Raw genomic sequence first — 25,282 nt, 5'->3', positions numbered from 1 at the left:
TAAAGCTCTTTTTTGATATAGTTTATAAACGTTTTGTTCACTAATCTTCACATTTTAAATAAATTTCTTGGCCTTGTTCTTGCAAATGAGCCACGTGGGATTCTCCCCAATTACATAAGTTATCTAAGACAGCAGAGAGGCTTTGACCATAATCGCTTAAATAATATTCGACTTTTGGTGGAACTTGGTTGTAAACTTTCCGCTCGATAATGTTGTCTTCTTCGAGTTCCCGTAATTGTTGTGTCAGCATTTTTTGACTAATGCCAGTAATACCGCGTTTTAAATCGCTGGGGCGCATGGCGCCGTGCCGTAAATTACACAGAATAATTGGTTTCCATTTACCGCCAATAACATCCATCGTTGCTTCGACACCAATCGCATATGTACGAGTTTCCAAAAAACATTCCTCCTTAATAGGTTGATAATAACCAAAAGTTACTAAAAGGTACCTATGATACAAAAAAGTAGGTACTTATCAAAAATTCAATCTTAGTATATAGTAATTTTTGTTGAAATTCAAATGTTTTTTAGGAGGAAGAGAATGGAAAAGAAAATTTCACCAAATTTAACGCTCTTTGCATTAGCTATCAATGCTTTCGCAATCGGTTCAACAGAATTTATTAGTGTGGGTTTATTACCAATGATTGTTAAAAGTTTTCATATTAGTCTTTCCCAAGCAGGTTTGACTGTTTCTTTATACGCTTTAGGTGTGACGATTGGGGCGCCGTTATTAACAATTTTGACAGGAAAATGGAATCGTCGCTCATTAATGCTGGGGATTATGCTTCTTTTTATTAGTGGGAATTTAATTGCTGCGTTTGCGCCAACGTTTATTATTTTATTGGTAGGGCGGATACTTTCTGCATTGGCGCACGGTATTTTCATGTCTGTTTCGACTGTCATCGCCGCAGATGTTGTGCCGCCATCACGTCGTGCTAGCGCCATTGCTATTATGTTTACGGGCTTAACGGTTGCAACAGTGACTGGTGTACCTTTAGGGACGTTTATTGGGCAACAAACAGCTTGGCATATGTCCTTTCTTTTTATAGCCAGTATTGGCTTGGTGGGACTGATTGCTAGTTATTTTTTAGTTCCCAAAAATTTACCGATACCAGGGAAGGTTGACTTAAAAGGAATCACGCGGATTTTTACGAACAAACCCCTCGTTTTCTCTTTTCTAATTACTGCTTTTGGTTATGGTGGAACGTTTGCTGCATATACGTACTTGTCACCGTTATTGGAAAATTTAGGCTTTTCAGCCAACGCGGTAGTGATTATTTTAGTTATTTATGGCGTAATGGTCGCAATTGGCAATACAGTAGGTGGTCACTGGGCAAATAAAAAACCCTTAGATTCGTTAGTAAAAATGTTTAGCTTATTAATTCTGTCCTTAGTCTTTTTATTTATTACTGTTTTAATGGATAACAGTCTTCTAGGCTTATTAGCAAGTTTGATGTTGGGTCTATTTGCCTTTATGAATGTACCTGGTTTACAACTATATGTTGTAGAATTAGCGGAAAAGTATGTTCCAGAAGATATCACTTTGGCCTCAGCTTTTAATATTGTAGCCTTTAATATTGGGATTACCGTCGGCTCAATGACAGGTGGGGTGGTCACAGATCATTTATCAGTAACATATACACCGATTTTTGGTGGCTTTATCGTGCTAATTGCTGTCTTGTTCGTACTTTATATACGGAAGCAAGAAGAACAAAAAAACAACTATCTTTAGAAAACTAAAAAAAGCAGCTGGTCACTACGGAACGGACCAGCTGCTTTTTTTTAAGCTTTTTTGCGGAAATAATTCCAGCAAGCAATTAAAACAATTACTAATAAGGTTAACAAGAAAATCAGAGAAATGAGTGAGCCCGTTGTTGTCCCCTGAGCAAAATTATCTGCGTGGTCTTGAGCGATATTAATAATCGTCGCTACGATGGCCGTCGCAATAGCGCCAGAAAATTGTTGAAGTGTATTAAATAACGTATTGCCGTCGCCAAAATCTTTCTCCTCTAACAAGCTCATACCAGTCGTCATCATATTACTGTATGCAAAACCTAGACCAATCATATAGGTAACATGTCCAGCGACGAATCCTAATAAAACAGGCATCTCTAGTAAAATTGTTAAAGCTAGCCAACCGATTGTCGCCAAACTTAAGCCAAATAATATAGGTTTTTTAGCGCCGTATTGATCCAACACTCGTCCAGAAAGTGGTGCCAAAATGGCCCCGACTGTAGCACCTGGCAGCATGACTAGCCCAGCTACAAACGCATTTTTTCCAAGGACGATTTGAACAAAGTTTGGTAAGACAAAGGAAATACCTAACAATAAGAATTGACAAACTAAAAAGCCACATAAAAATAAAACAAAGGCGGGATTTTTTAAAATTGTCAAACGAACTAGTGGCTGTTCAGCCGTCGTTGCTCGTTTATAAAAAATAACAAAGCCAATAATGGCTGCCAGAAGTGAAAGCCAGCCAAACAATGTGCCAATTTTACTTAAAAACATCAACAAACCACTAAATAACAGGGCAATACCAATTAAACTAACCAAATCAAGAGTGGTGGTTTTTTTAACAGGTATTTCTGGAATAGCAGATAATCCCATAAACAAAGAAAGTAGTAAAACAGGAATTAAGAATAAAAAGATGGCGTGCCAAGATAGGGAAGATGTTAAGATTCCACCATACGTTGGACCAATGGCTGGAGCAATTGAAGTGGTCAATGTGCCTACCCCCATCATCGTTCCTCGTTTTTCTAGCGGAGTAAAGTTCAAAATAATATGAAACATCAGTGGCAAAGCAATCCCAGTGCTAGCCCCTTGGAAGAGTCGGCCTAATAACAAGATACTGAAAGATGGCGAATAGACATCAATCGCTAAACCAATCAAAAAGAAAAGATTCGCAACGATAAATAAGCGTCTTAGCGAATAGGTTTTTAATAAATAATTGGATAAGGGCACCATGATAGAAATAACTAATAAATAAATCGTTGTCACCCACTGCACGGTACCGGTGGAAACACCAAATTCCTTTGTTAATGTCGGAAAGGTTACATTCATTGCTGTTTCAATTAATACGCCAGCAAAAGACATAATTCCTGTCGCTAAAACGGCAGGGAATAATCGTACGTTTTTTTGTTCCATTTAATCACCTCTATAGTTTTCATTTTTTCGTAAAAAAATAGAAGCAGTTTCTATAAGAATAGAAACCGCCTCTCTCTCGACACGCAACTTGCGTGTTATCTGTACGATTTGTTTACATGTTGCATTGTAAACAGTTTTTAGGCAATCGTCAAGCAGAAAATAATTAACGTTGCATGAAGAAACTAATAATTGCAAAAATAGCAATGTGAGCTGGATAGAAAATATAAAAGAAATTCCGCATGCCACGGCCTTTTTCACCATTATAAAGAACAATTGGGATCGCTGCTAAAATCATCATCCATTGGTGGTTCACCCCGAATAGTTCTTGGAAATTATAGCTGGCTGCTGAAATCAACGCAACAACGCCAATTGCTGAAATTTGTAACCACTTTTTGCCATGGAATAAATAAAAAGCTACGGCCAAGAGAACAAATAAAAACCCACCTTCTGTCATCATTAGTGATGGCACAATCAGATTGAAAATTTGGAAACCAATTAAGATAGCAGGGTTGCTTAATATGTCTGGAGAACTAAAAACAACGAGAGGTAAGGCACTGATTAATAAAGGCACAATAAACCAAAGAAGCCCTTTACCAATTTGTTTTTGTTTAAAATAGTCCATAGACTGCATGTAGACCGTACCTAAAAATAACGTCCCAAAAATATTATTGATAATTAAGCCACCTGTTGAAAAATACGCATTTAAAATGCCGTTCAGAATCCCCATAATCCAGAAACCTAACAATAACCGGAACATGTATTTTCGCCGATTGCTTGTGTGAATGAAGCCTTCAGAACTTTCAAATAAGAAAATAGGTGCAGCAATTCGTCCAATCCATCCGAACCAACCAGGCACGCCTAAAAAACTAAAAAATTGCAATAGATGGTCAAAGACCATTGAAATAACCCCAATGACTTTCAAATGAAAGCCAGTTAATGTTTTACCCATAGTATAAACGCCTCTCTTTCATAAAGAACAATATAACAAAGTCCAGAAAAACCAACCATTTATTTGCCTAACAGTTATCTTACAAAATTGTTTGATTTCTTCAGCTTTTGATGAAAGAAAAAAGTGCCAAGACTAGTTTTTATAATTATTCTATGCTATAGTAAAAGTACATTTTAATAAAAAACATTTGGGGTGCTGTTATGGCTGAGATGATACCCATTGAACCTGATGCAGTTAGTACTGTCGCAGGGAAATGCCGATTTACTTTGATTTTTCACGCACTCATTCTGTCCTAGGATGAGTGTGTTTTCTTTTATCAGGGTTTATTTAAGTCACTCCTTTTGCTTTTTGTTAAGAGAAAGGAGTTTTTTTATTGAAAAAATGGTCATTGCAACAAGTCGTCTTACTCGCTTTTTTAGCCTTTTTGTTTGGCGGTGTTTTTATGGGGGCAGGGTTCCTCTATGCGTTATTGAATGCTGCGCTGTTACCATTAGGACTGAGTCCATTTGCCAATGAGCTTTTATTTGGAATGTGGACCATGGTGGCACCAATTGCAGCGATGCTGATTCCACGAGCGGGAAGTGCTGTTTTGGCGGAAGTTTTAGCCGCTTTGGCAGAAATGCTTTATGGTTCGTATTTCGGACCTAGTGTATTAATTTCTGGTGTGATTCAAGGCCTAGGTAGTGAAAGTGGCTTTTTTGTGACACGCTACAAACGGTACGATACACTAACGTTATTTTATAGTGCGATTGGGACGACTATTTTTAGTTATGTGTATGAATACTTTAAGTTTGGTTATGGCAATTACGGTCTGGGGATGAACATTGCTTTAATTAGCGTTCGGTTCGTTTCTATTTGTTTCTTTGGTATTTTCTTAACGAAAGTTATTTTACGAATGTATCAGTCTGCGCAAGGGTTAGCTGTGAAGGCAAAATGAATAGTATCCAATTAAAAGCTGTGTCCTTTTCACGAGAACAACCCTTGTTTGAAAAGACAAATTTAGCAATTCCTCAAGGAACGTTTTCCTTATTAATTGGCGATAGTGGTAGTGGAAAATCAACGCTCTTACGATTGATTGCCGGATTTGCTCCGCTTGATTACCAAGGAGAAATTTTGATTGAAGGAATGGAACGCCGACAATTATCAACTCGTGAAAAGGCGCAAAAAATTGGCATGCTGTTTCAAAATCCCAGTCAACAATTTACAATGAAAACCTTGGAACGAGAACTGATTTTTGCTTTAGAAAATTTAGGAATCTCGCCTGAAGAAATGAATCGAAAAATCCAAACAGCGCTTCAACTTGTTCAGACTCAAACCTTATTCACACGAGAATTAGCGACGTTATCTGGTGGTGAAAAACAAAAAGCGGCGTTGACAGTTCTGCTAGCAATGAACCCAGATATTCTTTTATTAGATGAACCTTTTGCAAGTATTGATCCAACCTCTCGAAAACAATTTATTCAAATTTTAGCAAGACTCCATCAAGCAGGCAAAACGATTTTGGTGTGCGACCACGATTTCAGCGATTACGCTGATGTTGTGGACCAAGTCGTCACGTTGAAAAATGGCCAGTTTGAAAAGCAACCGTTGACGTTTATCAAAACAAAACCACAGACATTTCAGCTTACAACTTCTGTGGTAAAACAACCAATGCTCCAATTGAAAAATTTTCGTTTGTCTCAGGGAAAACGAGTGCTACTTGAAGAAAAAGAAGCGCTTTTGTTTAAAGGAATTACCACGTTGACGGGGCCAAATGGGGCGGGAAAATCCACCTTATTAAAAGCCATCGTTCAGAGACAAAAATATCAAGGAAAAATGTTCTTGGCAGGCCGCCGCTTGCGGGCTTCAAAAAAATTGTATCAACACATGACATTAGCGGTGCAACAAGCCAATCGTCAGTTTGTCACGTTGACTTTACGAGAAGAGCTTTTGTTTGGTCAGAACATGACAGCAGAAAAAAGAAGAAAACAAGAGGAAGCCTTAACTTTTTTAGGTTTAAAAGAAAAACTAGAGCACAGTGTTTTTCAACTAAGTGAAGGGCAAAAAAAGATGGTGCAATTAATCAGTTTGCTGAGCTTAGATTTGGACTGTTTACTTTTAGATGAACCTTTTGCTGGATTAGATGAGCGAGCATGCAATTATTTTGTTGAATGGATCAAAGAAAAAAGTGCGCAACAAGATTTTCTAATCGTCACGCATCGGCTAGAACCTCTCTCTGGCGTGAGCAATTACCGAATAGAATTGCTGCAGCAACAACTGATTATCTGGCAGGAGGGAACCACATGCAAATAAAGCAAACAGATGCAGCAATTTATGCTTCTTTGATTCTTATTTTGACCTTTGAATTATCTTTTTCTCAGTCAATTTTGGCAAATTTGGCGGTTTTTATGGGTTGTGTCATTTTTTTAATAGGCCAGCGAAAATCCCGCTTACTGCTTTGGTTATTTTTCTTGCCACTTTTACCAGCAATCGGGACGTTTTGGTCTATTTATTTGCATGGTACGAGTAGTCAACAAGCCTGGCTTTTGTTTAGTCGAACGTATGCCTTTGCCGGTTTAGGACTAGCTTTTGCTGTAGGCGTTGATTTTGAAGAATTATTGTTGTTATTGGAACAAAAGGGGCTAGCACCGAACTTTGTTTATGGAATTTTAGTGGTGGTTCACGCCTTACCTGAAGTGAAAAGAGAAATTAATGATTTAAAAGAAGCGAGCCTACTCCGTGGCAAAACGTTTCATTTTTGGTCGCCGATGCTTTATGTTAAAACACTGCTCGTCGCTGTTTCTTGGCGAGATAAATATACGGAAGCAATGTCTGCCCATGGCTATGAAGAAGGAGCCACCAGAAGTCGAAAAGAGCATTTTGTGTCAGCAAAAGTCAGTCTGGGGCTTGCTATTTTGATCATCATTTTTACCAATTTGTTTATTTTTCTAACGTAAAGGAGAAACCTATGACATTTACAGAACAAGCCAAAGAACAAGCGCAAGCTTCTTGGCAAGGGAGTTTTCAGCATCCTTTTATCACAGAATTACATGAAGGAACCTTGAGTCCAACGATTTTTCGCTACTATTTAATTCAAGATCATTACTATTTAAAACACTTTAGTCAACTTTATCGCTTGATTGCGGCACAAACGCAACAACCTCGATTGAAAAAATTACTCTTAACAAATGCGGAAAATCTCGCGTTGGGCGAATTAGCTATTCGTGAAACTTTTTTTGAAGAACTAGCGATTACGGAAGAAGAGGTTGCAGCGACACCGATTGCACCAACCGCGTATCACTATGTTTCTCATATGTATCGCCAACTTATTGAAGGAACGCCTAAGACGGCCGCAGCAAGTATGTTGCCTTGTTCTTGGCTCTATCAAGAAATTGGTGCACAGTTAGTCAAACAACACTCACCAGAGCCACTGTACCAACGTTGGATTGAAACCTATGCTGGGGAGGAAGCGTACCAACACGTCCAAGAGGAACGCCAACTGTTAGACCAATTATATGAAGAAAGTTCACCACAAGAACAAGCAGCTATGATCACCGCTTTTGTTATCAGCAGTGAGATGGAATACGCTTTTTGGGAAATGGCCTATACACACGAAACCTGGATACAAAAAGAAGAGATGAACATGTGGTAAAATAAATTTATCAAAATAGGAGGATAAATTTATGAAAAGTGTTGGTATACTATTGTTCATTGTTGGCATTGGAAATTTTGTTTATCAAGGGATTTTGACCTTACGGAAACTGCGTAAAGAAGCAAATGAGGTACGCACAACGCATAGGTTTTGTTGCACGGCTTGTGGTGAAAAATATGAGTTGAGTACTGTGGAAACAAAGGAAAAAATCAAGTGGAGTATTCATATCCGCAAAGAGACGTTGAATACACAAAAAAGCTTGTACAAATTTATTTGTCCAATCTGTGGTGAAAAAAATTTTCAGGAACGATTGTATGATTTGAATATTACCAAATTGAAAGGTAGAATTCGGTATCAAGGTACAGAATTTCAGCTAAGAGAATTAGTTCTTTTTTTCTTGAAAGGTGTATTACCATTATTACTAGTACGTTATCTATTGCGATTTTTAATTTGAGCAAAATAAAAAAACTTCCATTTTGTCACAACAAAGTGGAAGTTTTTTTTGATTCTTTAAATAGCGGTTAAATATTGCTTTTTTGACAGGGCGTGATAAGATATTCAGTGACGCAAAATCTGTTATAACTCGTTTAGTAATAACAGAAACGCCTTGCTAAGAAAGGACTGTAGAAGCCTCATGAATTATCCAGAACCGATTGCAAAATTGATTGAAAGTTATATGAAATTACCAGGAATTGGTCAAAAAACAGCGACACGGCTTGCTTTTTATACAATTGATATGAAAGAAGAAGATGCTAATGCTTTTGCAAAAGCGCTAATTAGTGTCAAGAGAGATCTCCATTTCTGTAGTATTTGCGGAAATATTACTGAAGAAGATCCTTGTGAAATTTGCCAAGATAAAAATCGTGACCGTAGTATTATTTTAGTAGTGGAAGAACCAAAAGACGTTATGGCAATGGAAAAAATGCGTGAATATCAAGGTTTGTATCACGTACTCCACGGGGTGCTTTCACCGATGGAAGGAACAGGACCAGAAGATATTAATATTGCCTCTTTGATCAAACGATTGCACGATGATGAAGTGAAAGAGGTCATTATAGCAACCAACGCTACCACTGAAGGAGAAGCGACGGCGATGTATTTATCACGGCTCATTAAACCAGCCGGAATCACCGTTACTCGTTTGGCACACGGCTTGTCTGTCGGCAGCGATATTGAATATGCAGACGAAATAACCTTGCTAAAAGCAGTCGAAGGACGTCGAGAAATTTAAAAGAAACATCGTTGGAAAAAGAAGTTGAAATCGAAGTAGGTCGTTTCTGTGAGAAAATGTCGCAGTTCAAGCTTTCCCGTACTTCTTTTTCAGTTTCTTTTTTTCAGCGGATGCATCACTTTAAATAGGACATAAGGATTTCAATTAGACTGATAGAGCAAGATGAAGTATAATAGATACAAGTAAAAATTGATTGGAGTTTTCGCACGTGCAGGGTATTTTTATCACATTTGAAGGTCCAGATGGCGCTGGCAAAACCAGTGTTTTGAAGGAAGTTTCTGAAAGATTAGCTAAAGAGTCAAAACGAAAAATTGTCACTACAAGAGAACCAGGCGGCATACCGATTGCCGAAAAGATTCGAACAGTTATTTTAGATCCAAGAAATGACAGAATGGATGAGCGAACAGAAGCTTTACTTTACGCAGCTGCTCGTCGTCAACATTTAGTGGAAAAAATCTTGCCAGCTTTGGAAGCAGGTCATTTAGTCCTATGTGATCGTTTTGTTGACAGCTCATTAGCCTACCAAGGCGCTGGGCGTAGAATTGGGATTGCCCCCATTGCTTCAATTAATGCGTTTGCGACAGAAGGTGTCTCACCAGATTTTACAATTTATTTAGACGTTGACTCAGATACTGGCTTACGGCGGATTCAAGAAAATCGAACACAGCAAATTGATCGCTTAGATTCAGAAGGATTAGAATTTCATCAACGTGTTCGTCATGAATATTTGAAATTAGCAGAAGAAAATCCACAACGTATCAAAAAGATTGATGCACGGATGAGTTTAGAACTTGTCGTAGAAGCAACGTATCAGGCGATTATTGAACGTTATCCAGAAAACTTTTAATTATAGGAAGGTGTAGACCATGAAGATTATTTTAGCCATTGTACAAGACAAAGATAGTAACCGATTAGCCAACGAATTTATTGATGCCAATATTCGTGCTACAAAATTATCCTCAACAGGTGGGTTCTTAAAAGCGGGAAACAGCACATTTATTATTGGGATTGATGATGAACGTGTCGACGAAACATTAGCTTTAATTAAAGAAACATGTCAATCAAGAAAACAATATGTTTCAACACCTGTGACTTTAGATATCACAATGGATGGCCAAATTCCTTATCCTGTGGAAGTTGAAGTAGGCGGCGCTACTTGCTTCGTCTTACCAGTTGAAGGATTCCATCAATATTAAGATGAATGAAGCACAACAGCTACAGCAAATGCAACCTTTGCTGTACAAGCAACTCCAAAAAAGTTTTGAGCATGGTCGTCTTGCCCATGCTTATCTTTTTGAAGGAGATACAGGAACTGGAAAACAAGAATTTGGCTTATGGATGGCGAAACATGTCTTTTGTACGAATTTAGTAAATCAACAGCCTTGTAACGAATGCCATAATTGTGTGCGGATTAATGAAAATGAACATCCAGATGTTTTAAGAATTGCGCCAGATGGGCAAACCATCAAAGTGAACCAAATCCGTGAATTAAAAGCGGAGTTTTCTAAAAGTGGGGTCGAGACTGCTAAAAAAGTTTTCTTAATTCAAGAAGCAGATAAAATGAGTACCGGCGCAGCCAATAGTCTCTTAAAATTTTTAGAAGAACCAGAAGGACAAATTTTAGCTATTTTAGAAACCACTTCGCTTTCTCGAATTTTACCAACGATTCAATCACGATGCCAAACCTTACATTTTCAACCATTAGTCAAAAAAACATTAATTGATCGCTTAATCAAACAGGGGATTGGTGAAAAGACTGCAACCCTTTTAGCTGAGCTGACAAATAGTTTTGAGAAAGCAGTTGAAATCTCTCAAGATGAATGGTTTAATGAAGCTAGGGAAATCATTTTGCAATGGTTTAATTATCTAAAAAGTAATGATTTACAGGCATTTATCTACGTTCAGAAGAAAATGGTCAAAGTATTTAAGGAAAAAGAACAACAAGCGCTTAGCTTTGACTTGCTCATGGTTTATTACCGTCAATTATTGGAAGAAAGTGTTGCGACACAGCAAGCCAAAAAAGTAACGGAAGAGCAGGCGGAACGGTTGGCGCTAATTTTGAAAGCACGCCAAAAATGGACTGCCAATGTTAGTTGGCAAAATGTTTGTGAACAATTAGTTATCCAAATGATTCACCCTAAATCATAAAGGAAAAAAGTGCCAAGTGGCATTCAGTTTCATAATATAGTAGGAACTTAGTTGTTTCAGCAAGTTCCTTAACCGATTGAAGCGACGTTCACTTGAACTAGATTAGGAGGAATAAAATGGTAGAAGTAGTAGGAGTTCGCTTCCGTGAAGCCGGTCATATCTATTATTTTGCTCCTGGAAAATCTGAGTATATTTATAATGAGAAAGTACTCGTTGAATCTCAACAGTCAAAACAATTAGCTACTGTTGCTATTCCTAAAAAAACAGTCGATTCAGACGATTTACCAGAGGACCTAAAACCCATTTTAAATAAAGCAACAGCCAATGATTTAGAAAAAGAACAAAAAAATTTGGCTGATGCAGAAGCTGCCAAAAGCATTGCCAATGAAAAAATTCGAGCTCATGACTTAAAAATGAAATTAGTGCGAGTAGAATATACCTTCGATCGTAGCAAAATGATTTTTTACTTTACGGCAGATGGGCGAATTGATTTTCGTGAATTAGTCAAAGACTTAGCGGCTATTTTCCGGACGCGAATTGAGTTACGTCAAATTGGTGTCCGAGATGAAGCGAAAATATTAGGTGGCATTGGCCCTTGTGGCAGACAACTATGTTGCTCAACATTTCTAGGAGATTTTATGCCAGTTTCAATCAAAATGGCTAAAGATCAAGGGTTATCTTTAAATCCTGTCAAAATTTCGGGATTATGTGGCCGCTTAATGTGTTGTTTGAAATACGAAAACGACGAATATGAAGCCGCTAAAAAAGAATTACCAGATTATGGAAAAGAAGTAATAACACCAGATGGCAAAGGCAAAGTCGTCGGGTTGAATCTATTAAGTCGGATTGTCAAAGTTCGTCTGCATGGTCGTGAAATCGCAGCGGATTATGATTACGAAGAAATCAAAGAAGCTACTGCGAAAGTTGCTGCTGAAAAAGGTGATCAAAATGGATAAACGTTCGCTCTATGATGGATTAAATTCGTTGGAAACTGATTTAGACAGTTCAGTGACACAATTAAGAGAAATTAAAGCAGCACTCCATGAGTTGGTAGAAAAAAATACCACGTTGGAAATCGAAAATCAACGCTTACGGGAGCATCTCCAAGAACTGAATAAGTTAGCAGGAAATACAACTGAAACTGAAAAACAAGAGCTATCAAAATCACGTATGAATTTGGAAAAACTTTATGAAGAGGGCTTCCATGTCTGCAATATTTTATATGGTTCAAGACGTGAAAATGATGAAGAATGTGCCTTTTGTCTTGATGTTATTTATGGGGAACGTACGCGTTAAGTCTAGTGGACACTGCAAATAAAAAGGAAAGGTTTGGTTTGACAGTCAATCGATTGTCAAATCAAACCTTTATCTATTTATAGAACGAAAAAGGAAAATGAGGGATGCGCTATGCAAAAACAGAAAAGTTTTGATAAGCAAACAACAAAAGGAAAATTGTATCTTGTCCCAACACCGATCGGCAATTTAGAAGATATGAGTATTCGTTGTTTAAACATATTGAAAGAAGCAACGGTGATTGCTAGTGAGGACACAAGAAACACACAAAAATTGCTAAATCATTTTGAGATTACAACACCACAAATTAGTTTACACGAACATAATTACAAAGAGCGAATTCCTCAACTGATTACACGATTGCTGAGTGGTGAAACGATTGCCCAAGTTAGCGATGCAGGTATGCCTTCAATTAGTGATCCTGGCCATGAATTGGTTACAGCATGTCTTGAAGAAGAACTGGCAGTGATTGCCTTGCCAGGACCTACGGCAGGAATGACCGCCTTGATTGCCTCGGGCCTTTTACCACAGCCATTTACGTTTTATGGTTTTTTACCAAGAAAGAAAAAAGAACAGAAAGACGTGTTATCAGCATTAAAAGAAGAACGGCCGACACAGATTTTTTATGAGTCCCCCTATCGGATTGCTAAAACGGTAGCAACGTTTGCTGAAGTCTATGGTCAAGAACGCCCCGCTGTGATTTGTCGAGAATTAACGAAACTTCACGAAGAGTATTTACGAGGTACCTTAGGAGAACTAACAGAATATTTAGCAGAAAATACGCTAAAAGGCGAGTGTTGTTTATTAGTTAGCGGATTTGCTGGTGAGAAAGAGACAATAGCAGCAATGCCGGCTATTTCCCTCAAGGAACATGTACAAGTTTTAATGGAGGAAGAGGGACGGAGTTCAAAAGAGGCAATCAAAGAAGTGGCCAAATTGAGAAATGTAAAAAAACAAGAAGTATATAAAGAATATCATTCCATTTAAAAAAGGAGAGAAACATGAGTAATTTATTGCGAGCAGAAGGCGTGTCTTATCAAGTAAATGGTCGTAGCATTCTTTCTGATATTGATTTGTCATTTGAAACAGGCAGCAATACAACAATTGTTGGTCCTTCAGGTAGCGGGAAAAGTACATTTTTAAAAATTTTATCTTCATTATTAAGTCCTACAGAAGGCGAAATTTTTTATCAAGAAGCGCCAATTACTACAATGCCAATCGAAACATACCGCCAAAAGGTTTCTTATTGTTTTCAGCAGCCAACTTTATTTGGTGAAACCGTGTATGATAATTTGTTATTTCCATTTACCGTCAGACAAGAAGCGTTTAATCAGGAAAAAGTCGTGGCATTACTCCAACAAGTGAAATTGCCCGCTGCTTATCTTGAAAAGAAAATAGCCGAACTCTCTGGTGGTGAGCGACAACGGGTTGCTTTGCTACGAAACATTATTTTTGTACCAGATGTTTTATTATTAGACGAAGTTACAACGGGATTAGATGAAGAAAGCAAACAGATTGTCAATCAATTGTTAAACCAATTAAACAAAGAGCAAGGAGTCACGCTGGTTCGTGTCACGCATGATACCGAAGAAATTCAGCAAGCACAGCAAGTGATTCGTATTGTAGCAGGAAAGGTGGCGCCGACAGATGGATTTAGCAGTTAATAATTTATCCTTATTTTTTTCAGCCATGCTAGTGGTGGTCGCATTAATTATTAGTACTAAAGAAAAATTAGGTTTTACCAAAGATATTATTATTAGTGTGATTCGAGCAGTCATTCAATTAGTCGCAGTCGGCTATTTATTAAAATATGTTTTTCAAGTCAATAACCTTATTTTAACGCTCATCATGGTTTTGGTGATTGTTTCCAACGCAGCCTTTAATGCAAAAAAACGCAGCCAGCAATTACAAAAGGGCTTTTTGATTTCTTTCATTGCAATTGGTTGTAGTACAGGAATTACCATTGGTATTTTGATTTTTTCTGGTTCTATTAAATTTATTCCTTCTCAAATCATTCCTATCAGTGGGATGATTGCCAGCAATTCGATGGTGGCAATTGGTTTATGCTATCGCAATTTAGATACTCTTTTTCAAAACCAACGGCAAGCGGTAATGGAGAAACTAGCATTAGGTGCAACTATCAAACTCGCCTCTTTACCAATCATCCAACAAAGTGTGAAAACCGGGATGGCGCCGACGATTGATTCTGCCAAAACTGTCGGAATTGTTAGTTTACCTGGGATGATGTCAGGCTTAATTTTTGCGGGCGTTGATCCTGTCCATGCGATAAAATATCAGATTATGGTGACTTTTATGTTGCTATCAGCAACAAGTATTGGTTCAGTGATTGCAACTTATCTTGCCTATAAAGGCTACTATAATCAACAAAAACAATTGGTCGTTTAATTAAAAAGCTGGAAATCTGTGTTTATAACTTCACGGATTTTCAGCTTTTTCTGGTTGAAATAAAGAAGTTTCAATTTGAAAAAGAACGGACGTTCGTATATAATGGAGGGAGGAGGCGAATCAAAATGATGAGCGAATTACGTTTTCCCTTAAAAAAAGATACGTCGAGAAAAATTATACATATAGATATGGACGCGTTTTTTGCTTCAGTTGAAGAACGAGATCATCCAGAGCTAGTAGGACATCCGTTAGTTATTGCGCGCCATCCAAGTGATACTGGGGGCAAAGGAGTGGTGACCACAGCGAATTATATTGCTCGACAGTACGGTATTCACTCGGCTATGAGTGCTCAAAAGGCGTATGAACTATGTCCAAGTGCCATTTTTAAGCCAGGTAATTATCAGAAATATAGTGAAATTTCTCAAGAAATCCGTGAAATTTTTCGCCGCTATACAGATGTGATTGAACCGGTATCTATTGACGAAGCGTATTTAGATGTAACTGAAAATAAGGTCAACAGTAAGTCGGCTATTAAAATTGCGAAAATGATCCAATATGATATTTGGCATGAATTGCAGTTAACTTGCTCGGCAGGTGTTAGTTACAATAAGTTTTTAGCCAAGTTAGCATCAGATTTTCAGAAACCAAAGGGCCTGACGGTTGTCTTACCAGAAGAGGCCGAAGATTTTTTGAAAGCATTACCGATTGAAGATTTCCATGGAATCGGGAAAAAAACAGTGCCCAAAATGCATGAACTAGGGATTTTTACTGGAGCAGATTTATACAAGCAAGATGAGATGACGTTGATTCGGTTATTCGGTAAAATGGGTTATTCATTGTATCGTAAAGTCCGTGGTATCCATGATGCGCCAGTTCAAGTGACTAGAGATCGTAAGTCGGTAGGCAAGGAACATACTTACGGCACCCCTTTAACGACGGAAGAGCAGGTTACGGCTCAATTGAGACAATTAGCAGCAGGGGTTGAGCGTGCGTTGCAACGAGTGCAAAAACATGGCAAAACAGTAGTCCTGAAAGTTCGTTATACTGACTATACGACGATTACGAAACGTGTGACATTACCTGAATATATTTCTAAAAAAGAAGAACTTTTCTATCAAGCGAATTTAATTTGGGAAGATATTTTAGGTTTAGAACAAGGAATCCGTTTATTAGGCATTACTTTAACGAATTTAGATCCACTAGCGTATGAAAACATTGTTTTACCTTTATGGGAAAAAAGTTAGCCCTTTAGACACATCCTCAAGAGATGGCTAAAGGGCTAACTTTTTTAAATTGATTTTTTGATTTGTTCATAAGACGTTTCGGCGTCATGACATTTTTCCCAAATAACAGCTTTGCCAGCAGCAAGTGATTTGGGTACATCAATAATCCGTTGATTACTACTGCCACGAAATTGTAAATTTAAATTACGTTTTGCCAGTTCAAAGCGCCCATCAACTAAAATGTCAATTGAATGGAGTAGTTCAAGCTTATCAGGCGTTTCTAAAAGTAGTTCTTCAAAGGTATACCCAGACCAAGACCAGATATCTTTGGCTGAGCCAAATGTTTCCCGCACACGTTTGACTACACTAAGACAAACATCTGTATTCAGAAAAGGTTCACCACCCAAAAGAGTCAAACCTTGGACATAGTCATGGGACAAATCTTCAATAATTTGATTCATTAAAGATTCTGTAAACGGCGTACCGTAATTGAAATTTTGGACAGCTTTGTTAAAACAACCTTCACAAGCAAAGAGACAGCCGCTCACATATAAACTATTGCGTACACCTTCGCCATCAACAAAGTTGAACGCTTTGTAATCGGCAATCTTTTTTTGGCTGTAGTCTTCGGTTTTCCATTCTTGTGGTTTCGGATTACGCATCAGCAAAACTTCTTTCTATAGAATAATCGAGTTTAATTTTTTAAATGTTTCACACGAGAGGAAATTTCTTTGTGACGACCATGTACCATTGGGCGAGCTTGCGGGTTACCTAAATAACCACAAGTCCGTTTAACGACATCACAAGTCTTAGGATCATGATTGCCACATTCTGGACATTCAAAGCCACGTTCAGTTGGATGGAAGTCCCCTTCAAAACCACAGGCATAACAATGATCAATTGGCGTATTGGTTCCTAAATAGCCAACTTTGTCATAAGCGTAATCCCAGACAGCTTCAAGTGCTTTGGGATTTTGCTGTAACATGGGGTATTCACAGTAGTGGATAAAACCACCAGAACAATATTTTGGATAATCCTTTTCAAAATCAAGTTTTTCAAAAGGCGTTGGATTTTTGCGTACATCATAATGGAAACTATTTGTGTAATATTCTTTATCTGTAATATTTTCGACGATGCCAAATTTTTCAGTATCTAAACGGCAAAAACGGTCAGTCAAGCTTTCGCTCGGTGTAGAGTAGACACTAAAATGATAGCCGTATTCGTTGCCCCAGTTATCGGCATTTTTTTTCAGTTCTTTTAAAATATCCAGTGTAAAGTTTTTGGCCTCTTGATTGTCCTCCCAAGCACCGCCGTAAAAGGCAGAAGCCACTTCATACAAGCCAATATAGCCAAGCGAAACCGTGGCACGTTTGTTTTTAAACAGTTCATCTACGGCATCCTGTGTAGCTAAACGTTTTCCAAATGCACCATACATGTATAAAATCGGTGCATTCGCTGGTTTAGCTTCTTTAACACGTTCAACCCGATAAACCAAAGCATCTTTAACGATCGCTAAACGTTCATTTAAAATTTGCCAGAACTTTTCTTGACTTCCTTGCGCTTCTAAAGCGATTCTTGGTAAGTTCAAGGTCACAACGCCTAAATTCATTCGGCCAACATTTACTTCTTCACCTTGTTCGTCTTTCCAGCCTTGTAAAAAGGAACGACAGCCCATTGGTACCTTAAAACTACCTGTTAGTTCAACGATTTTATCATAGTTTAAAACATCAGGATACATGCGTTTCGTTGCGCATTCCAGTGCCAGCTGTTTAATATCGTAGTTTGGATCAGTAGGTTGCGCATTGACGCCGCGCTTAATTGTGAAAATCAGTTTTGGGAAAATAGCTGTTCGTTTTTCAATCCCTAAACCATTAATTCGGATTTGTAAAATCGCCCGTTGAATTTCTCGTTCAAACCAGTTGGTACCTAAACCAAATCCCAGAGAAGTAAAAGGGGTTTGTCCATTGGAAGTAAATAAGGTATTAATTTCATACTCAAGACTTTGCATGGCATCAAAAATATCTTTTTTCGTTTTCTTCCGAGCGAATGCTTTTTGGCGTTCTTCTCCTTCAATCCATTCTTGCGCATCTGCTAAATGTTTTTCATAATTACGTTCCGCAAAAGGCGCTAATAATTCATCAATCCGATCGGCAGAGCAACCACCATATTGACTGGAAGCTACATTGGCAATAATTTGAGAAATTTGTGCAGTGGCCGTTTGAATTGATTTTGGTGATTCGACATCAGCGTTCCCAATTTTAAAGCCATTGTTTAGCATGCCTTTAAAATCAATTAAACAGCAGTTTGTCATGGGCGTATATGGATGATAATCTAAATCGTGGTAATGAATGTCGCCTTTTTGATGGGCATTAGCCACGTGTGAAGGCAACATCTTTAAACCAATTGATTTTCCAACAATCCCAGCGGTTAGATCACGTTGCGTATTAAAAACGTCACTGTCTTTGTTGGCATTTTCGTTCACGACAGTCTGATCTTTATTAATTAATTTGCCGATAGATACATTAATATCAGTTGCTTTACTACGCTCAAAATCACGTTGGGTTCTGTAATGAATGTATTCTTCGGCTAAGGCATATTCGTTGTTGGATAGCAGAGTATGTTCCACAATATTTTGAATTTCATAAATTTTTACGTTATTGGTAAAACGTTCGGCAATTTCTCGATTGACATCGGCAACAATCGATTGGACTTTTTGATGTGTCAAAGGAGTGACTTGGTCATGTATTTTTTGTTCAGCTTTGATCAAAGCGTCGTATATTTTTTGATCATCGAAAGTCACTAAACGACCATCCCGTTTGACGACTTTAATTGTTGAGAGATTAACATCCTCGGCTTTTTCATCAGTAATCTTCATCATTTTATCCAGCTCCTTATATCTCGTTAGTAACTATCCTAATACAAAGGTCGGCTAAATTCAATCGATATATTGCGTATTTTTAGTAAAATATCACTAGACAAACACTATATATTGTGCTTGTGCTGTTTTGAAAAAATATGAAAACAAATGAAGAAAAGGATTGAGCAAATTTTTTTGTGTGAAAAAAATTCTTTGTCAAAATTAAAAAACAGCAAAGAGTTTTTTGCCAAATTGCTAAAAGCAACACTAAAAAATAACAATTATTAAATAATAATTGTTTGCGGATTTATTCACGAAATGCCAATTATTCTTTGACTACCGAACGATATTGTAAGATAAAACGATGTTCATTCAGATTTTTTCTTGGTAAAATAAGAGTAATAACAAAACGTTGGAGCGAGAAAAATGAAAAAAATTGTAGAAGTAAACCATGTCAGCAAGACATATGGTCGTTTAAATAATAAAACAGAAGTATTAGATAATATTTCGTTTACCGTTGATGAAGGCGAATTTGTGGGGATTATGGGTCCCAGCGGTGCTGGGAAATCGACACTGTTGAATGTCTTATCCTCGATTATTTTGCCAACCGCAGGAATCGTGCGCATCGCCGGACAAGATATTTTAAAAATGCGAGATAATCAATTAAGTGATTTTCGGAGAAACGAAATGGGGTTTATTTTTCAATCGTTTAACCTAATTGATACGTTAAATGTGAAGGACAATATTCTGTTGCCTTTAGCTGTAGAAAAAGTTTCATTAGAAGAAATGGATAAACGTTTGTTACATGTGACTTCGATTTTGGGGATTCAGGAGCTTTTATCTGCTTATCCACCAGAGATATCTGTGGGACAAAAACAACGGGTAGCAGCTGCTCGTGCTTTGATTACGAACCCTAAAATTATTTTTGCAGATGAACCAACTGGCTCACTGGATTCAAAATCAGCAACAGAATTGTTGAAATATTTAGCTGAAATTAATCTGCATGATGATGCCACAATTTTGATGGTGACACATGACCCGTACACGGCCAGTTTTTGCAATCGCATCTTATTCATTAAAGACGGTGCGATTTTCTCAGAAGTTGTTCGTCAAGGATCACGTAAGGAATTTTTTAATCGTGTGATAGATATGCAAGCAACGATTGGTGGAGGCGGGCGCGCAAATGATTTTTAAACTATCATTAAAAAATTTAAAAGCTCATGTACCTAACTATCTGGTTTATTACATTAGTATGACTTTTGCAGCGGTCGTTTATTATTGTTTCCGTGCGATTGCTTACAACCAGCCTCTTGTCGCAGGTGCAGGCCGTGATATCGAAATTAAGCGATCTTTAGGACTTGGTAGTACCTTAGTCACCATTATTATTTTGGGCTTTATGTTGGCAGCAAATCGTTTTTTTATAGGAAAACGTAGCCAAGAAATTGGCTTGTATCGATTAATTGGCTTGAGAAAGAGCCAAGTTTCACTAATTTTTTTAGTAGAAAATTTAGTTTTAGGCTTTGTTTCACTAATTAATGGAATTATTTTAGGAGTGATTTTCACCAAGTTGTTTTCAATGATTTTAGCCAAAGTTATGTTTTTAGAAGTCCCCAGTTTCTTCTATATTTCTTGGCGTTCCGTTATTGAAACCGGTGTAGCTTTTGCATTTATGATTTTGATTGTCTGCTTAAGAAGTATTTGGATGATTTATCGTTATCCATTGTCGCAGCTTATGCACCAAGAAAAAATTGGTCAAATTAATTATAGTCGTTTAACGAAACGGCGGCAGTTTCTAGGTATTTTAGGACCTATTTGTTTACTGGCTGGTTATTTTATTGCGTTTGATTTTCGGAATTTAGCGACAGGTATTGTGTATAAACAATTAAATGATTCATTGGATATCTCGATTCCGATGATTATTACATTGACGCCTTTTATCATTTTGGGTCTCTGTGTGGTGGGAACTTATTTATTTTTCCGTTATACCATGTATTTTATCATTCGCTTATTTAATCATAGAAAAAAATGGTATTACCAAGATTTACGTATGATTACTTTAGGCAATGCCAAACGCTACTTATTTAAAAGTAGCAAAACACTCACTGGTTTGACCTTGTTAATTGCGACAGCCTTGAGTGGGATCGGCGTGATGGTTTTTGTGTATACGATTAGTATGCACACGGTCAACAGTGATGGCCCCGTGGACTTTTTAGTTTCACAGGAAAGCTATCCTAAATTGAAGAAAGTTCTCGATGAAGCGAAGGACACCAAAATAAAAAATGAAGTGACACTTTCTTATAAAATTACTGGAATTGAACGCAGTTTGCGAATTGGTCAAGCGCAAGAGGAACAAGAAACGATTGAAGCAGTTAATGTTTTATCCTTCTCAAATTACCGCAACTATCAAAAAATTAATCCTTATTTAAACGATTTACATTTAAAAAATGACCAAAGTGTTATCTATATGGATAGCTTTACCAATATTTTAAGTGGTATGTCTCGTTATGAATCGAAACTGCAATTTGTTGAAGGGGAGAAGGCACAACTGCAACAAGTGCTGCCTAACTATCTAGGCAATTTTTTATTACAATATTCCTTACCAACGATTGTCGTTTCCGATGCCCTTTATCAGAAAGTGACAAAAAATTCCATTCAGTATCAGATTAACGCCGTAAATGTTGACACGAAAAGCCGTGAAAAACTTTATGAAGCCGTAAATAAACAGATTGCCACAGAATGGCAAGCGCCAATTTTGTATAAGTATGAAAAAAATAACCAGCAGTTGAGTGGTTTTGCCAAACAAATGCCTAACGAAGAGGTAAAGAATACGCAAGATGATGTCACAGAAACTTGGCGGCTAAATATGAATGATCGCTACGCCTCTTTACGCTATGAACGAAAAATTAACGGCTTGACTTTATATGTCTCCATGTTTGTGGCAATTTTAGCGTTGTTTATTACGGGCAGTATTTTGATGTTACGACAACTCTTTTCAGCTGTAAGTGAGCGTCAAGATTACGTGACTTTAAAACGGATGGGTGTTTCTAGTAAAGCGATAACTAAGCAAATTTATCGACAGAATAGTTTGATTTTCTTTCCGCCGATGGTCATTGGGATTTTGCATACTACCTTTGCCATTTATTTGCTAAGCCAATTTATTAAGAGTCCAGGATATTTGTTAGTATATCTTTCTTGTGGAATCTTAATAATTGTTTATCTAATTTTTTATATTTTAACGTCTGCCATTTATGCGCGGATGATTCGACACATCCATTTTTAAAAAACTGTAAAAGCCGTTGTGAAGCGGTTTTTACAGTTTCTTTATGCGAAAAAATTATGAGATTTCCGTTTATGAAAATCATGAAAATTTAAGAAGTGACGAAATTGTTAGTTTTTTTATTAAATTGTAAGAAATTTCAATGGACTTTGCTGAAATATAGCATAAAATAATGGATAGCGATTAACCTTAGGAGGTGAATGATAATGAAAACAACTTTTCAGAAAATTCTCAATAACGAAAGTCTTAAATTCATCGGTAAAACGTTATTTTATTCTTTCATTGTCATTGCATTAATTTATCTTTATCATTACAAGAATATCAATGGAGGAACCTTCATTTATAACGAGTTTTAAGGAGGCGGCTATACATGGAAAAAGTAATTAATATGATTCAAACGATTGATGAATGGGCACGTAAAGAACCCCAACGTCCTGTTTATTTAACCGAAGAAAAAGTCTCTACGTATGGAGAGTTAAAAGAAAAGTCAGACAATCTAGCCGCTTATTTAGCTGAGCTGAAAACGGACAAGTCAGCGATTGTCGTATACGGAGAATTAGATTTTGAAATGATTGTGAGTTTTCTAGGCGCATCGAAAGCTGGTTTTAGCTATATCCCCATTGATGCACATACACCAAAAGAACGCATTGAACTAATTCTAAACGTAGCCAAACCAACCGCAGTGATTGCTGTGCATGAATGGCCTGAGTTAGCCACCGAAGTGCCAGTAATTACGGCGGAAGAATTAACAGAAATGATGATGCATGCACCTCGACATGCGCCTGCGTTGACGCCTGTCACAGGAGCAAGTAATTACTATATCATTTTCACTTCAGGGACAACTGGCGTACCAAAGGGTGTGCAAATCAGTCATGATAATTTAGTTAGCTTTACGAATTGGTTGTTGCAAGATTTTGGTTTAGAAGAAGGGGCCCGCTTTTTAGCACAGGCACCTTATTCGTTTGATTTATCGGTGATGTCTATTTATCCCGCATTGGCGTTAGGCGGCTCATTAACTCCGTTACCCAATGAAATCATTAACGATTTTAAACAATTATTTACGCGTTTGCCACAATTAACAATCGACGTCTGGGTTTCAACACCGTCCTTTATTGAATTGTGTCTAATGGAACCAAGCTTCGATGGTGAACATCTACCAGCACTGCGCACGTTTTTATTCTGTGGAGAAGAATTACCAAAACCAACAGCTGAGAAATTAGCCGCTCGTTTCCCAACTGCGCATATTTATAATACGTATGGGCCGACAGAAGCGACTGTAGCGATTAGTGCCATTGAAATCACTCAAGAAGTTTTAAAAAGTGTTCAACGTTTACCAATCGGGTATGTGAAAGAGGATACGCAAATTTATATTATGGAAGGCATGTCAAAATTACCTGCAGGTGAAATTGGTGAAATCGTCATTGCTGGACCAAGTGTTTCCAAAGGCTATCTAAATAATCCTGCGAAAACAGCTGAAGCTTTTTTCCAATTAGATGGCGTACCAGCTTATCGCACAGGCGATGCTGGAAAGTTAGTCGATAACCTATTGCAGTATGAGGGACGCTTAGATTTTCAAATTAAATTGCATGGCTACCGCATTGAGTTAGAAGAAGTGGATCATCACTTAACGAATGTTTCCTACGTGAAACAAGCAGTCGTTGTGCCGAAATATCAAGGAAATAAAGTCCAACAATTAATTGCCTATGTCGTTCCGCAAGCACATGAATTTTCAAGTGATTTTCAATTAACTAAGGCAATTAAACAAGAATTAGCCACGTTGACAATGGACTATATGATTCCGCAAAAATTTGTATATGTTGAACAATTACCTTTGACAAGTAATGGCAAAATTGATCGGAAAGGGTTGATGAATGAGGTGAATGCCACATGATGAATTTTCCTCATATGATTCCCTATAATGCGCCGTATTACTTTGTTCTGCTAATTGCGGCCTTGTTGCCGATGATTTTAACTTTAGCCATTAAAGGGACACGTTGGTCTTGGTACCAAACACTCGTGACACTGGTCTTTCTATATATCAGTTTTGGTGGCGAATTTTGGCAACAAGGAGTCGCTCTGATTGTATATGTTATTTATCAGACGTTACTAACGTGGGGCTATGCGGCTTATCGAAAAAATAAAAATGCAGGTTGGGTCTTTTATCTGGCTGTCTTTTTAGCTATATTACCGCTTGTTTGGGTGAAAGTTTCTCCCTTCATGACAGGCAAAACAACCTTACTTGGCTTTTTAGGGATTTCTTATTTAACCTTTAAAGCGGTCCAAGTGGTCATGGATTTACGGGATGGCGTAATGAAAGAATATCATCCGTTTCGTTACATTCAGTTTCTCTTGTTTTTCCCGACTATTTCTTCAGGACCCATCGATCGTTATCGGCGCTTTGAAAAAGATTTGAAAAACCCGCCGAGTGCGGAGAAATATTTAGACTTTTTAGAAAAAGGAATTTTTTATTTATTTCTAGGATTTTTATATAAGTTTATTATCAGTCATTATCTTGGTGGTGTCTTTTTACCACATGTGGAAAAAATGGCCTTGGCACAAGGTGGTTTATCCTGGTGGACAGTCGGCTATATGTATAATTACAGTTTGTATCTATTCTTTGATTTCGCAGGCTATAGTTTACTGGCCGTTGGCACAAGTTATTTAATGGGCTATGATACACCAATGAACTTTAACAAACCGTTCCTAAGTTGGAATATTAAAGAATTCTGGAATCGTTGGCACATGACCTTATCTTTTTGGTTCCGTGATTACATTTACATGCGCTTAATGTTTTTCTTAATGAAAAAGAAAGTCTTTAAAAGTCGGATTGTGACTTCTAATATTGGTTACTTTGCGTTGTTCTTAATCATGGGCATTTGGCATGGATTAACGTGGTTCTACATCGCTTATGGGCTCTACCATGCAACACTAATTTGTGTAACAGATGCTTGGCTACGTTTTAAGAAAAAACATAAAGACAAGATACCATCAAACAAATTTACACATGCATTTGCAGTCTTTTTAACTTTCCAAGCGGTTTGTGTCAGCTTCCTGATTTTCTCAGGATTTTTAGACAAACTATGGTTTAAATAAACAAAAATAAAAATATAAAGGGGCAATTTA

The 25,282-nt window shown here is 37.5% G+C and carries 26 protein-coding genes and 1 riboswitch; of the genes, 21 read left to right on the top strand and 5 right to left on the bottom strand.

Annotated elements, in window-relative coordinates; all coding sequences use genetic code 11:
• Positions 1–40 precede the first annotated feature (40 nt).
• A complete protein-coding gene (locus IGL93_RS10825; protein WP_002356348.1) occupies positions 41–397 on the bottom strand; it encodes a winged helix-turn-helix transcriptional regulator in 357 nt (118 codons plus the stop codon).
• 144 nt (positions 398–541) lie between these two features.
• On the opposite strand from IGL93_RS10825, the gene IGL93_RS10820 reads away from it, so the two are divergent.
• Positions 542–1,732, top strand: coding sequence for an MFS transporter (locus IGL93_RS10820; protein WP_430599992.1), 1,191 nt, complete (start codon positions 542–544; stop codon positions 1,730–1,732).
• Positions 1,733–1,782: 50 nt separating this feature from the next.
• Here IGL93_RS10820 and IGL93_RS10815 read toward each other — a convergent pair whose 3' ends face one another.
• Both IGL93_RS10815 and IGL93_RS10810 read right to left on the bottom strand, forming a co-directional pair.
• A complete protein-coding gene (locus tag IGL93_RS10815; RefSeq protein ID WP_010776063.1) occupies positions 1,783–3,144 on the bottom strand; it encodes an MFS transporter in 1,362 nt (453 codons plus the stop codon).
• Positions 3,145–3,307: 163 nt separating this feature from the next.
• On the bottom strand, positions 3,308–4,093 hold the full coding sequence (locus IGL93_RS10810; RefSeq protein ID WP_002356353.1) for a TraX family protein: 786 nt from the start codon (positions 4,091–4,093) through the stop codon (positions 3,308–3,310).
• Between the two features lie 178 nt (positions 4,094–4,271).
• A riboswitch (TPP riboswitch) is annotated at positions 4,272–4,362 on the top strand.
• A gap of 104 nt (positions 4,363–4,466) precedes the next feature.
• Between IGL93_RS10810 and IGL93_RS10805 the strand changes: the two genes are divergently transcribed.
• The 15 genes from IGL93_RS10805 to dinB all read left to right on the top strand — a co-directional run bounded on the left by IGL93_RS10805 (position 4,467) and on the right by dinB (position 16,046).
• Positions 4,467–5,030 carry an ECF transporter S component gene (locus IGL93_RS10805; RefSeq protein ID WP_002359429.1) on the top strand — a complete coding sequence of 188 codons (564 nt, stop codon included), beginning with the start codon at positions 4,467–4,469 and terminating at the stop codon, positions 5,028–5,030.
• Positions 5,027–6,385, top strand: a complete 1,359-nt coding sequence (locus IGL93_RS10800; protein WP_002374040.1) for an ABC transporter ATP-binding protein — start codon at positions 5,027–5,029, stop codon at positions 6,383–6,385. The genes IGL93_RS10805 and IGL93_RS10800 overlap by 4 nt, the downstream gene beginning before the upstream one ends.
• On the top strand, positions 6,376–7,029 hold the full coding sequence (locus IGL93_RS10795; protein ID WP_010713128.1) for a CbiQ family ECF transporter T component: 654 nt from the start codon (positions 6,376–6,378) through the stop codon (positions 7,027–7,029). The genes IGL93_RS10800 and IGL93_RS10795 overlap by 10 nt, the downstream gene beginning before the upstream one ends.
• 11 nt (positions 7,030–7,040) lie before the next feature.
• Entirely contained in the window at positions 7,041–7,724 is a 684-nt protein-coding gene (gene tenA, locus IGL93_RS10790; RefSeq protein ID WP_002407262.1) for a thiaminase II, read from the top strand.
• A 31-nt stretch (positions 7,725–7,755) separates the two neighbouring features.
• Complete coding sequence (locus tag IGL93_RS10785) at positions 7,756–8,178, top strand: hypothetical protein (protein ID WP_002367219.1); 423 nt, start codon at positions 7,756–7,758, stop codon at positions 8,176–8,178.
• Between the two features lie 180 nt (positions 8,179–8,358).
• Entirely contained in the window at positions 8,359–8,955 is a 597-nt protein-coding gene (gene recR / locus IGL93_RS10780) for a recombination mediator RecR (RefSeq protein ID WP_002356363.1), read from the top strand.
• A 208-nt stretch (positions 8,956–9,163) separates the two neighbouring features.
• On the top strand, positions 9,164–9,802 hold the full coding sequence (gene tmk, locus IGL93_RS10775) for a dTMP kinase (RefSeq protein WP_002356366.1): 639 nt from the start codon (positions 9,164–9,166) through the stop codon (positions 9,800–9,802).
• Positions 9,803–9,821: 19 nt separating this feature from the next.
• Positions 9,822–10,151, top strand: a complete 330-nt coding sequence (locus IGL93_RS10770) for a cyclic-di-AMP receptor (RefSeq protein ID WP_002356367.1) — start codon at positions 9,822–9,824, stop codon at positions 10,149–10,151.
• A gap of 1 nt (position 10,152) precedes the next feature.
• A complete protein-coding gene (gene holB, locus IGL93_RS10765; RefSeq protein ID WP_002384059.1) occupies positions 10,153–11,103 on the top strand; it encodes a DNA polymerase III subunit delta' in 951 nt (316 codons plus the stop codon).
• 116 nt (positions 11,104–11,219) lie between these two features.
• Positions 11,220–12,059 (top strand): PSP1 domain-containing protein, encoded by an 840-nt coding sequence (locus IGL93_RS10760; RefSeq protein ID WP_002356371.1) that lies wholly within the window; start codon positions 11,220–11,222, stop codon positions 12,057–12,059.
• Positions 12,052–12,399: a DNA replication initiation control protein YabA gene (locus IGL93_RS10755; protein WP_002356372.1), complete on the top strand. Its 348-nt coding sequence runs from the start codon at positions 12,052–12,054 to the stop codon at positions 12,397–12,399. The genes IGL93_RS10760 and IGL93_RS10755 overlap by 8 nt, the downstream gene beginning before the upstream one ends.
• 111 nt (positions 12,400–12,510) lie before the next feature.
• Positions 12,511–13,383 (top strand): 16S rRNA (cytidine(1402)-2'-O)-methyltransferase, encoded by an 873-nt coding sequence (gene rsmI / locus IGL93_RS10750; protein WP_002394142.1) that lies wholly within the window; start codon positions 12,511–12,513, stop codon positions 13,381–13,383.
• 14 nt (positions 13,384–13,397) lie between these two features.
• Complete coding sequence (locus tag IGL93_RS10745) at positions 13,398–14,060, top strand: ABC transporter ATP-binding protein (RefSeq protein WP_002356375.1); 663 nt, start codon at positions 13,398–13,400, stop codon at positions 14,058–14,060.
• The gene (locus IGL93_RS10740) at positions 14,044–14,802 is read left to right on the top strand and encodes an ABC transporter permease (protein WP_002356377.1); all 759 of its coding nucleotides are present in this window, start codon (positions 14,044–14,046) and stop codon (positions 14,800–14,802) included. Before IGL93_RS10745 ends, IGL93_RS10740 begins: the two co-directional genes overlap by 17 nt.
• A 128-nt stretch (positions 14,803–14,930) precedes the next feature.
• Positions 14,931–16,046, top strand: a complete 1,116-nt coding sequence (gene dinB, locus IGL93_RS10735) for a DNA polymerase IV (RefSeq protein WP_023894966.1) — start codon at positions 14,931–14,933, stop codon at positions 16,044–16,046.
• Positions 16,047–16,090: 44 nt separating this feature from the next.
• Here dinB and nrdG read toward each other — a convergent pair whose 3' ends face one another.
• On the bottom strand, positions 16,091–16,687 hold the full coding sequence (nrdG, locus tag IGL93_RS10730) for an anaerobic ribonucleoside-triphosphate reductase activating protein (RefSeq protein ID WP_002356379.1): 597 nt from the start codon (positions 16,685–16,687) through the stop codon (positions 16,091–16,093).
• Between the two features lie 32 nt (positions 16,688–16,719).
• Positions 16,720–18,903: an anaerobic ribonucleoside-triphosphate reductase gene (gene nrdD, locus IGL93_RS10725; RefSeq protein ID WP_002385686.1), complete on the bottom strand. Its 2,184-nt coding sequence runs from the start codon at positions 18,901–18,903 to the stop codon at positions 16,720–16,722.
• Positions 18,904–19,308: 405 nt separating this feature from the next.
• Between nrdD and IGL93_RS10720 the strand changes: the two genes are divergently transcribed.
• The 5 genes from IGL93_RS10720 (at position 19,309) to dltB (ending at position 25,252) form a co-directional block, all read left to right on the top strand.
• On the top strand, positions 19,309–20,076 hold the full coding sequence (locus IGL93_RS10720; RefSeq protein ID WP_002356382.1) for an ABC transporter ATP-binding protein: 768 nt from the start codon (positions 19,309–19,311) through the stop codon (positions 20,074–20,076).
• Positions 20,066–22,162, top strand: a complete 2,097-nt coding sequence (locus IGL93_RS10715) for an ABC transporter permease (protein WP_002384061.1) — start codon at positions 20,066–20,068, stop codon at positions 22,160–22,162. The genes IGL93_RS10720 and IGL93_RS10715 overlap by 11 nt, the downstream gene beginning before the upstream one ends.
• A gap of 203 nt (positions 22,163–22,365) precedes the next feature.
• Positions 22,366–22,515: a teichoic acid D-Ala incorporation-associated protein DltX gene (locus IGL93_RS10710; RefSeq protein ID WP_002356384.1), complete on the top strand. Its 150-nt coding sequence runs from the start codon at positions 22,366–22,368 to the stop codon at positions 22,513–22,515.
• A gap of 14 nt (positions 22,516–22,529) precedes the next feature.
• Positions 22,530–24,050, top strand: a complete 1,521-nt coding sequence (dltA, locus tag IGL93_RS10705; RefSeq protein ID WP_002368807.1) for a D-alanine--poly(phosphoribitol) ligase subunit DltA — start codon at positions 22,530–22,532, stop codon at positions 24,048–24,050.
• On the top strand, positions 24,047–25,252 hold the full coding sequence (gene dltB, locus IGL93_RS10700) for a D-alanyl-lipoteichoic acid biosynthesis protein DltB (protein ID WP_010776061.1): 1,206 nt from the start codon (positions 24,047–24,049) through the stop codon (positions 25,250–25,252). Before dltA ends, dltB begins: the two co-directional genes overlap by 4 nt.
• Positions 25,253–25,282 lie beyond the last annotated feature (30 nt).

It is taken from the genome of Enterococcus sp. DIV1328a (assembly GCF_050536905.1).
In the GTDB taxonomy this organism is placed as follows: domain Bacteria; phylum Bacillota; class Bacilli; order Lactobacillales; family Enterococcaceae; genus Enterococcus; species Enterococcus faecalis.
The sequence above is the reverse complement of the archived record's forward strand: the minus strand, read 5'-3'. Positions and strand labels throughout refer to the sequence as shown.

Bases quoted from the DNA above. Each gene is read 5' to 3' on its own strand.
- dltA (WP_002368807.1), top strand. From the start codon at position 22,530: ATGGAAAAAGTAATTAATATGATTCAAACGATTGATGAATGGGCACGT.
- IGL93_RS10760 (WP_002356371.1), top strand. From the start codon at position 11,220: ATGGTAGAAGTAGTAGGAGTTCGCTTCCGTGAAGCCGGTCATATCTAT.
- nrdG (WP_002356379.1), bottom strand. From the start codon at position 16,687: ATGCGTAATCCGAAACCACAAGAATGGAAAACCGAAGACTACAGCCAA.
- IGL93_RS10740 (WP_002356377.1), top strand. From the start codon at position 14,044: ATGGATTTAGCAGTTAATAATTTATCCTTATTTTTTTCAGCCATGCTA.
- IGL93_RS10720 (WP_002356382.1), top strand. From the start codon at position 19,309: ATGAAAAAAATTGTAGAAGTAAACCATGTCAGCAAGACATATGGTCGT.
- IGL93_RS10755 (WP_002356372.1), top strand. From the start codon at position 12,052: ATGGATAAACGTTCGCTCTATGATGGATTAAATTCGTTGGAAACTGAT.
- dinB (WP_023894966.1), top strand. From the start codon at position 14,931: ATGAGCGAATTACGTTTTCCCTTAAAAAAAGATACGTCGAGAAAAATT.
- IGL93_RS10745 (WP_002356375.1), top strand. From the start codon at position 13,398: ATGAGTAATTTATTGCGAGCAGAAGGCGTGTCTTATCAAGTAAATGGT.
- IGL93_RS10770 (WP_002356367.1), top strand. From the start codon at position 9,822: ATGAAGATTATTTTAGCCATTGTACAAGACAAAGATAGTAACCGATTA.
- IGL93_RS10800 (WP_002374040.1), top strand. From the start codon at position 5,027: ATGAATAGTATCCAATTAAAAGCTGTGTCCTTTTCACGAGAACAACCC.
- rsmI (WP_002394142.1), top strand. From the start codon at position 12,511: ATGCAAAAACAGAAAAGTTTTGATAAGCAAACAACAAAAGGAAAATTG.
- tenA (WP_002407262.1), top strand. From the start codon at position 7,041: ATGACATTTACAGAACAAGCCAAAGAACAAGCGCAAGCTTCTTGGCAA.
- IGL93_RS10715 (WP_002384061.1), top strand. From the start codon at position 20,066: ATGATTTTTAAACTATCATTAAAAAATTTAAAAGCTCATGTACCTAAC.
- holB (WP_002384059.1), top strand. From the start codon at position 10,153: ATGAATGAAGCACAACAGCTACAGCAAATGCAACCTTTGCTGTACAAG.
- nrdD (WP_002385686.1), bottom strand. From the start codon at position 18,903: ATGATGAAGATTACTGATGAAAAAGCCGAGGATGTTAATCTCTCAACA.
- IGL93_RS10795 (WP_010713128.1), top strand. From the start codon at position 6,376: ATGCAAATAAAGCAAACAGATGCAGCAATTTATGCTTCTTTGATTCTT.
- IGL93_RS10820 (WP_430599992.1), top strand. From the start codon at position 542: ATGGAAAAGAAAATTTCACCAAATTTAACGCTCTTTGCATTAGCTATC.
- IGL93_RS10815 (WP_010776063.1), bottom strand. From the start codon at position 3,144: ATGGAACAAAAAAACGTACGATTATTCCCTGCCGTTTTAGCGACAGGA.
- IGL93_RS10710 (WP_002356384.1), top strand. From the start codon at position 22,366: ATGAAAACAACTTTTCAGAAAATTCTCAATAACGAAAGTCTTAAATTC.
- dltB (WP_010776061.1), top strand. From the start codon at position 24,047: ATGATGAATTTTCCTCATATGATTCCCTATAATGCGCCGTATTACTTT.
- IGL93_RS10785 (WP_002367219.1), top strand. From the start codon at position 7,756: ATGAAAAGTGTTGGTATACTATTGTTCATTGTTGGCATTGGAAATTTT.
- recR (WP_002356363.1), top strand. From the start codon at position 8,359: ATGAATTATCCAGAACCGATTGCAAAATTGATTGAAAGTTATATGAAA.
- IGL93_RS10810 (WP_002356353.1), bottom strand. From the start codon at position 4,093: ATGGGTAAAACATTAACTGGCTTTCATTTGAAAGTCATTGGGGTTATT.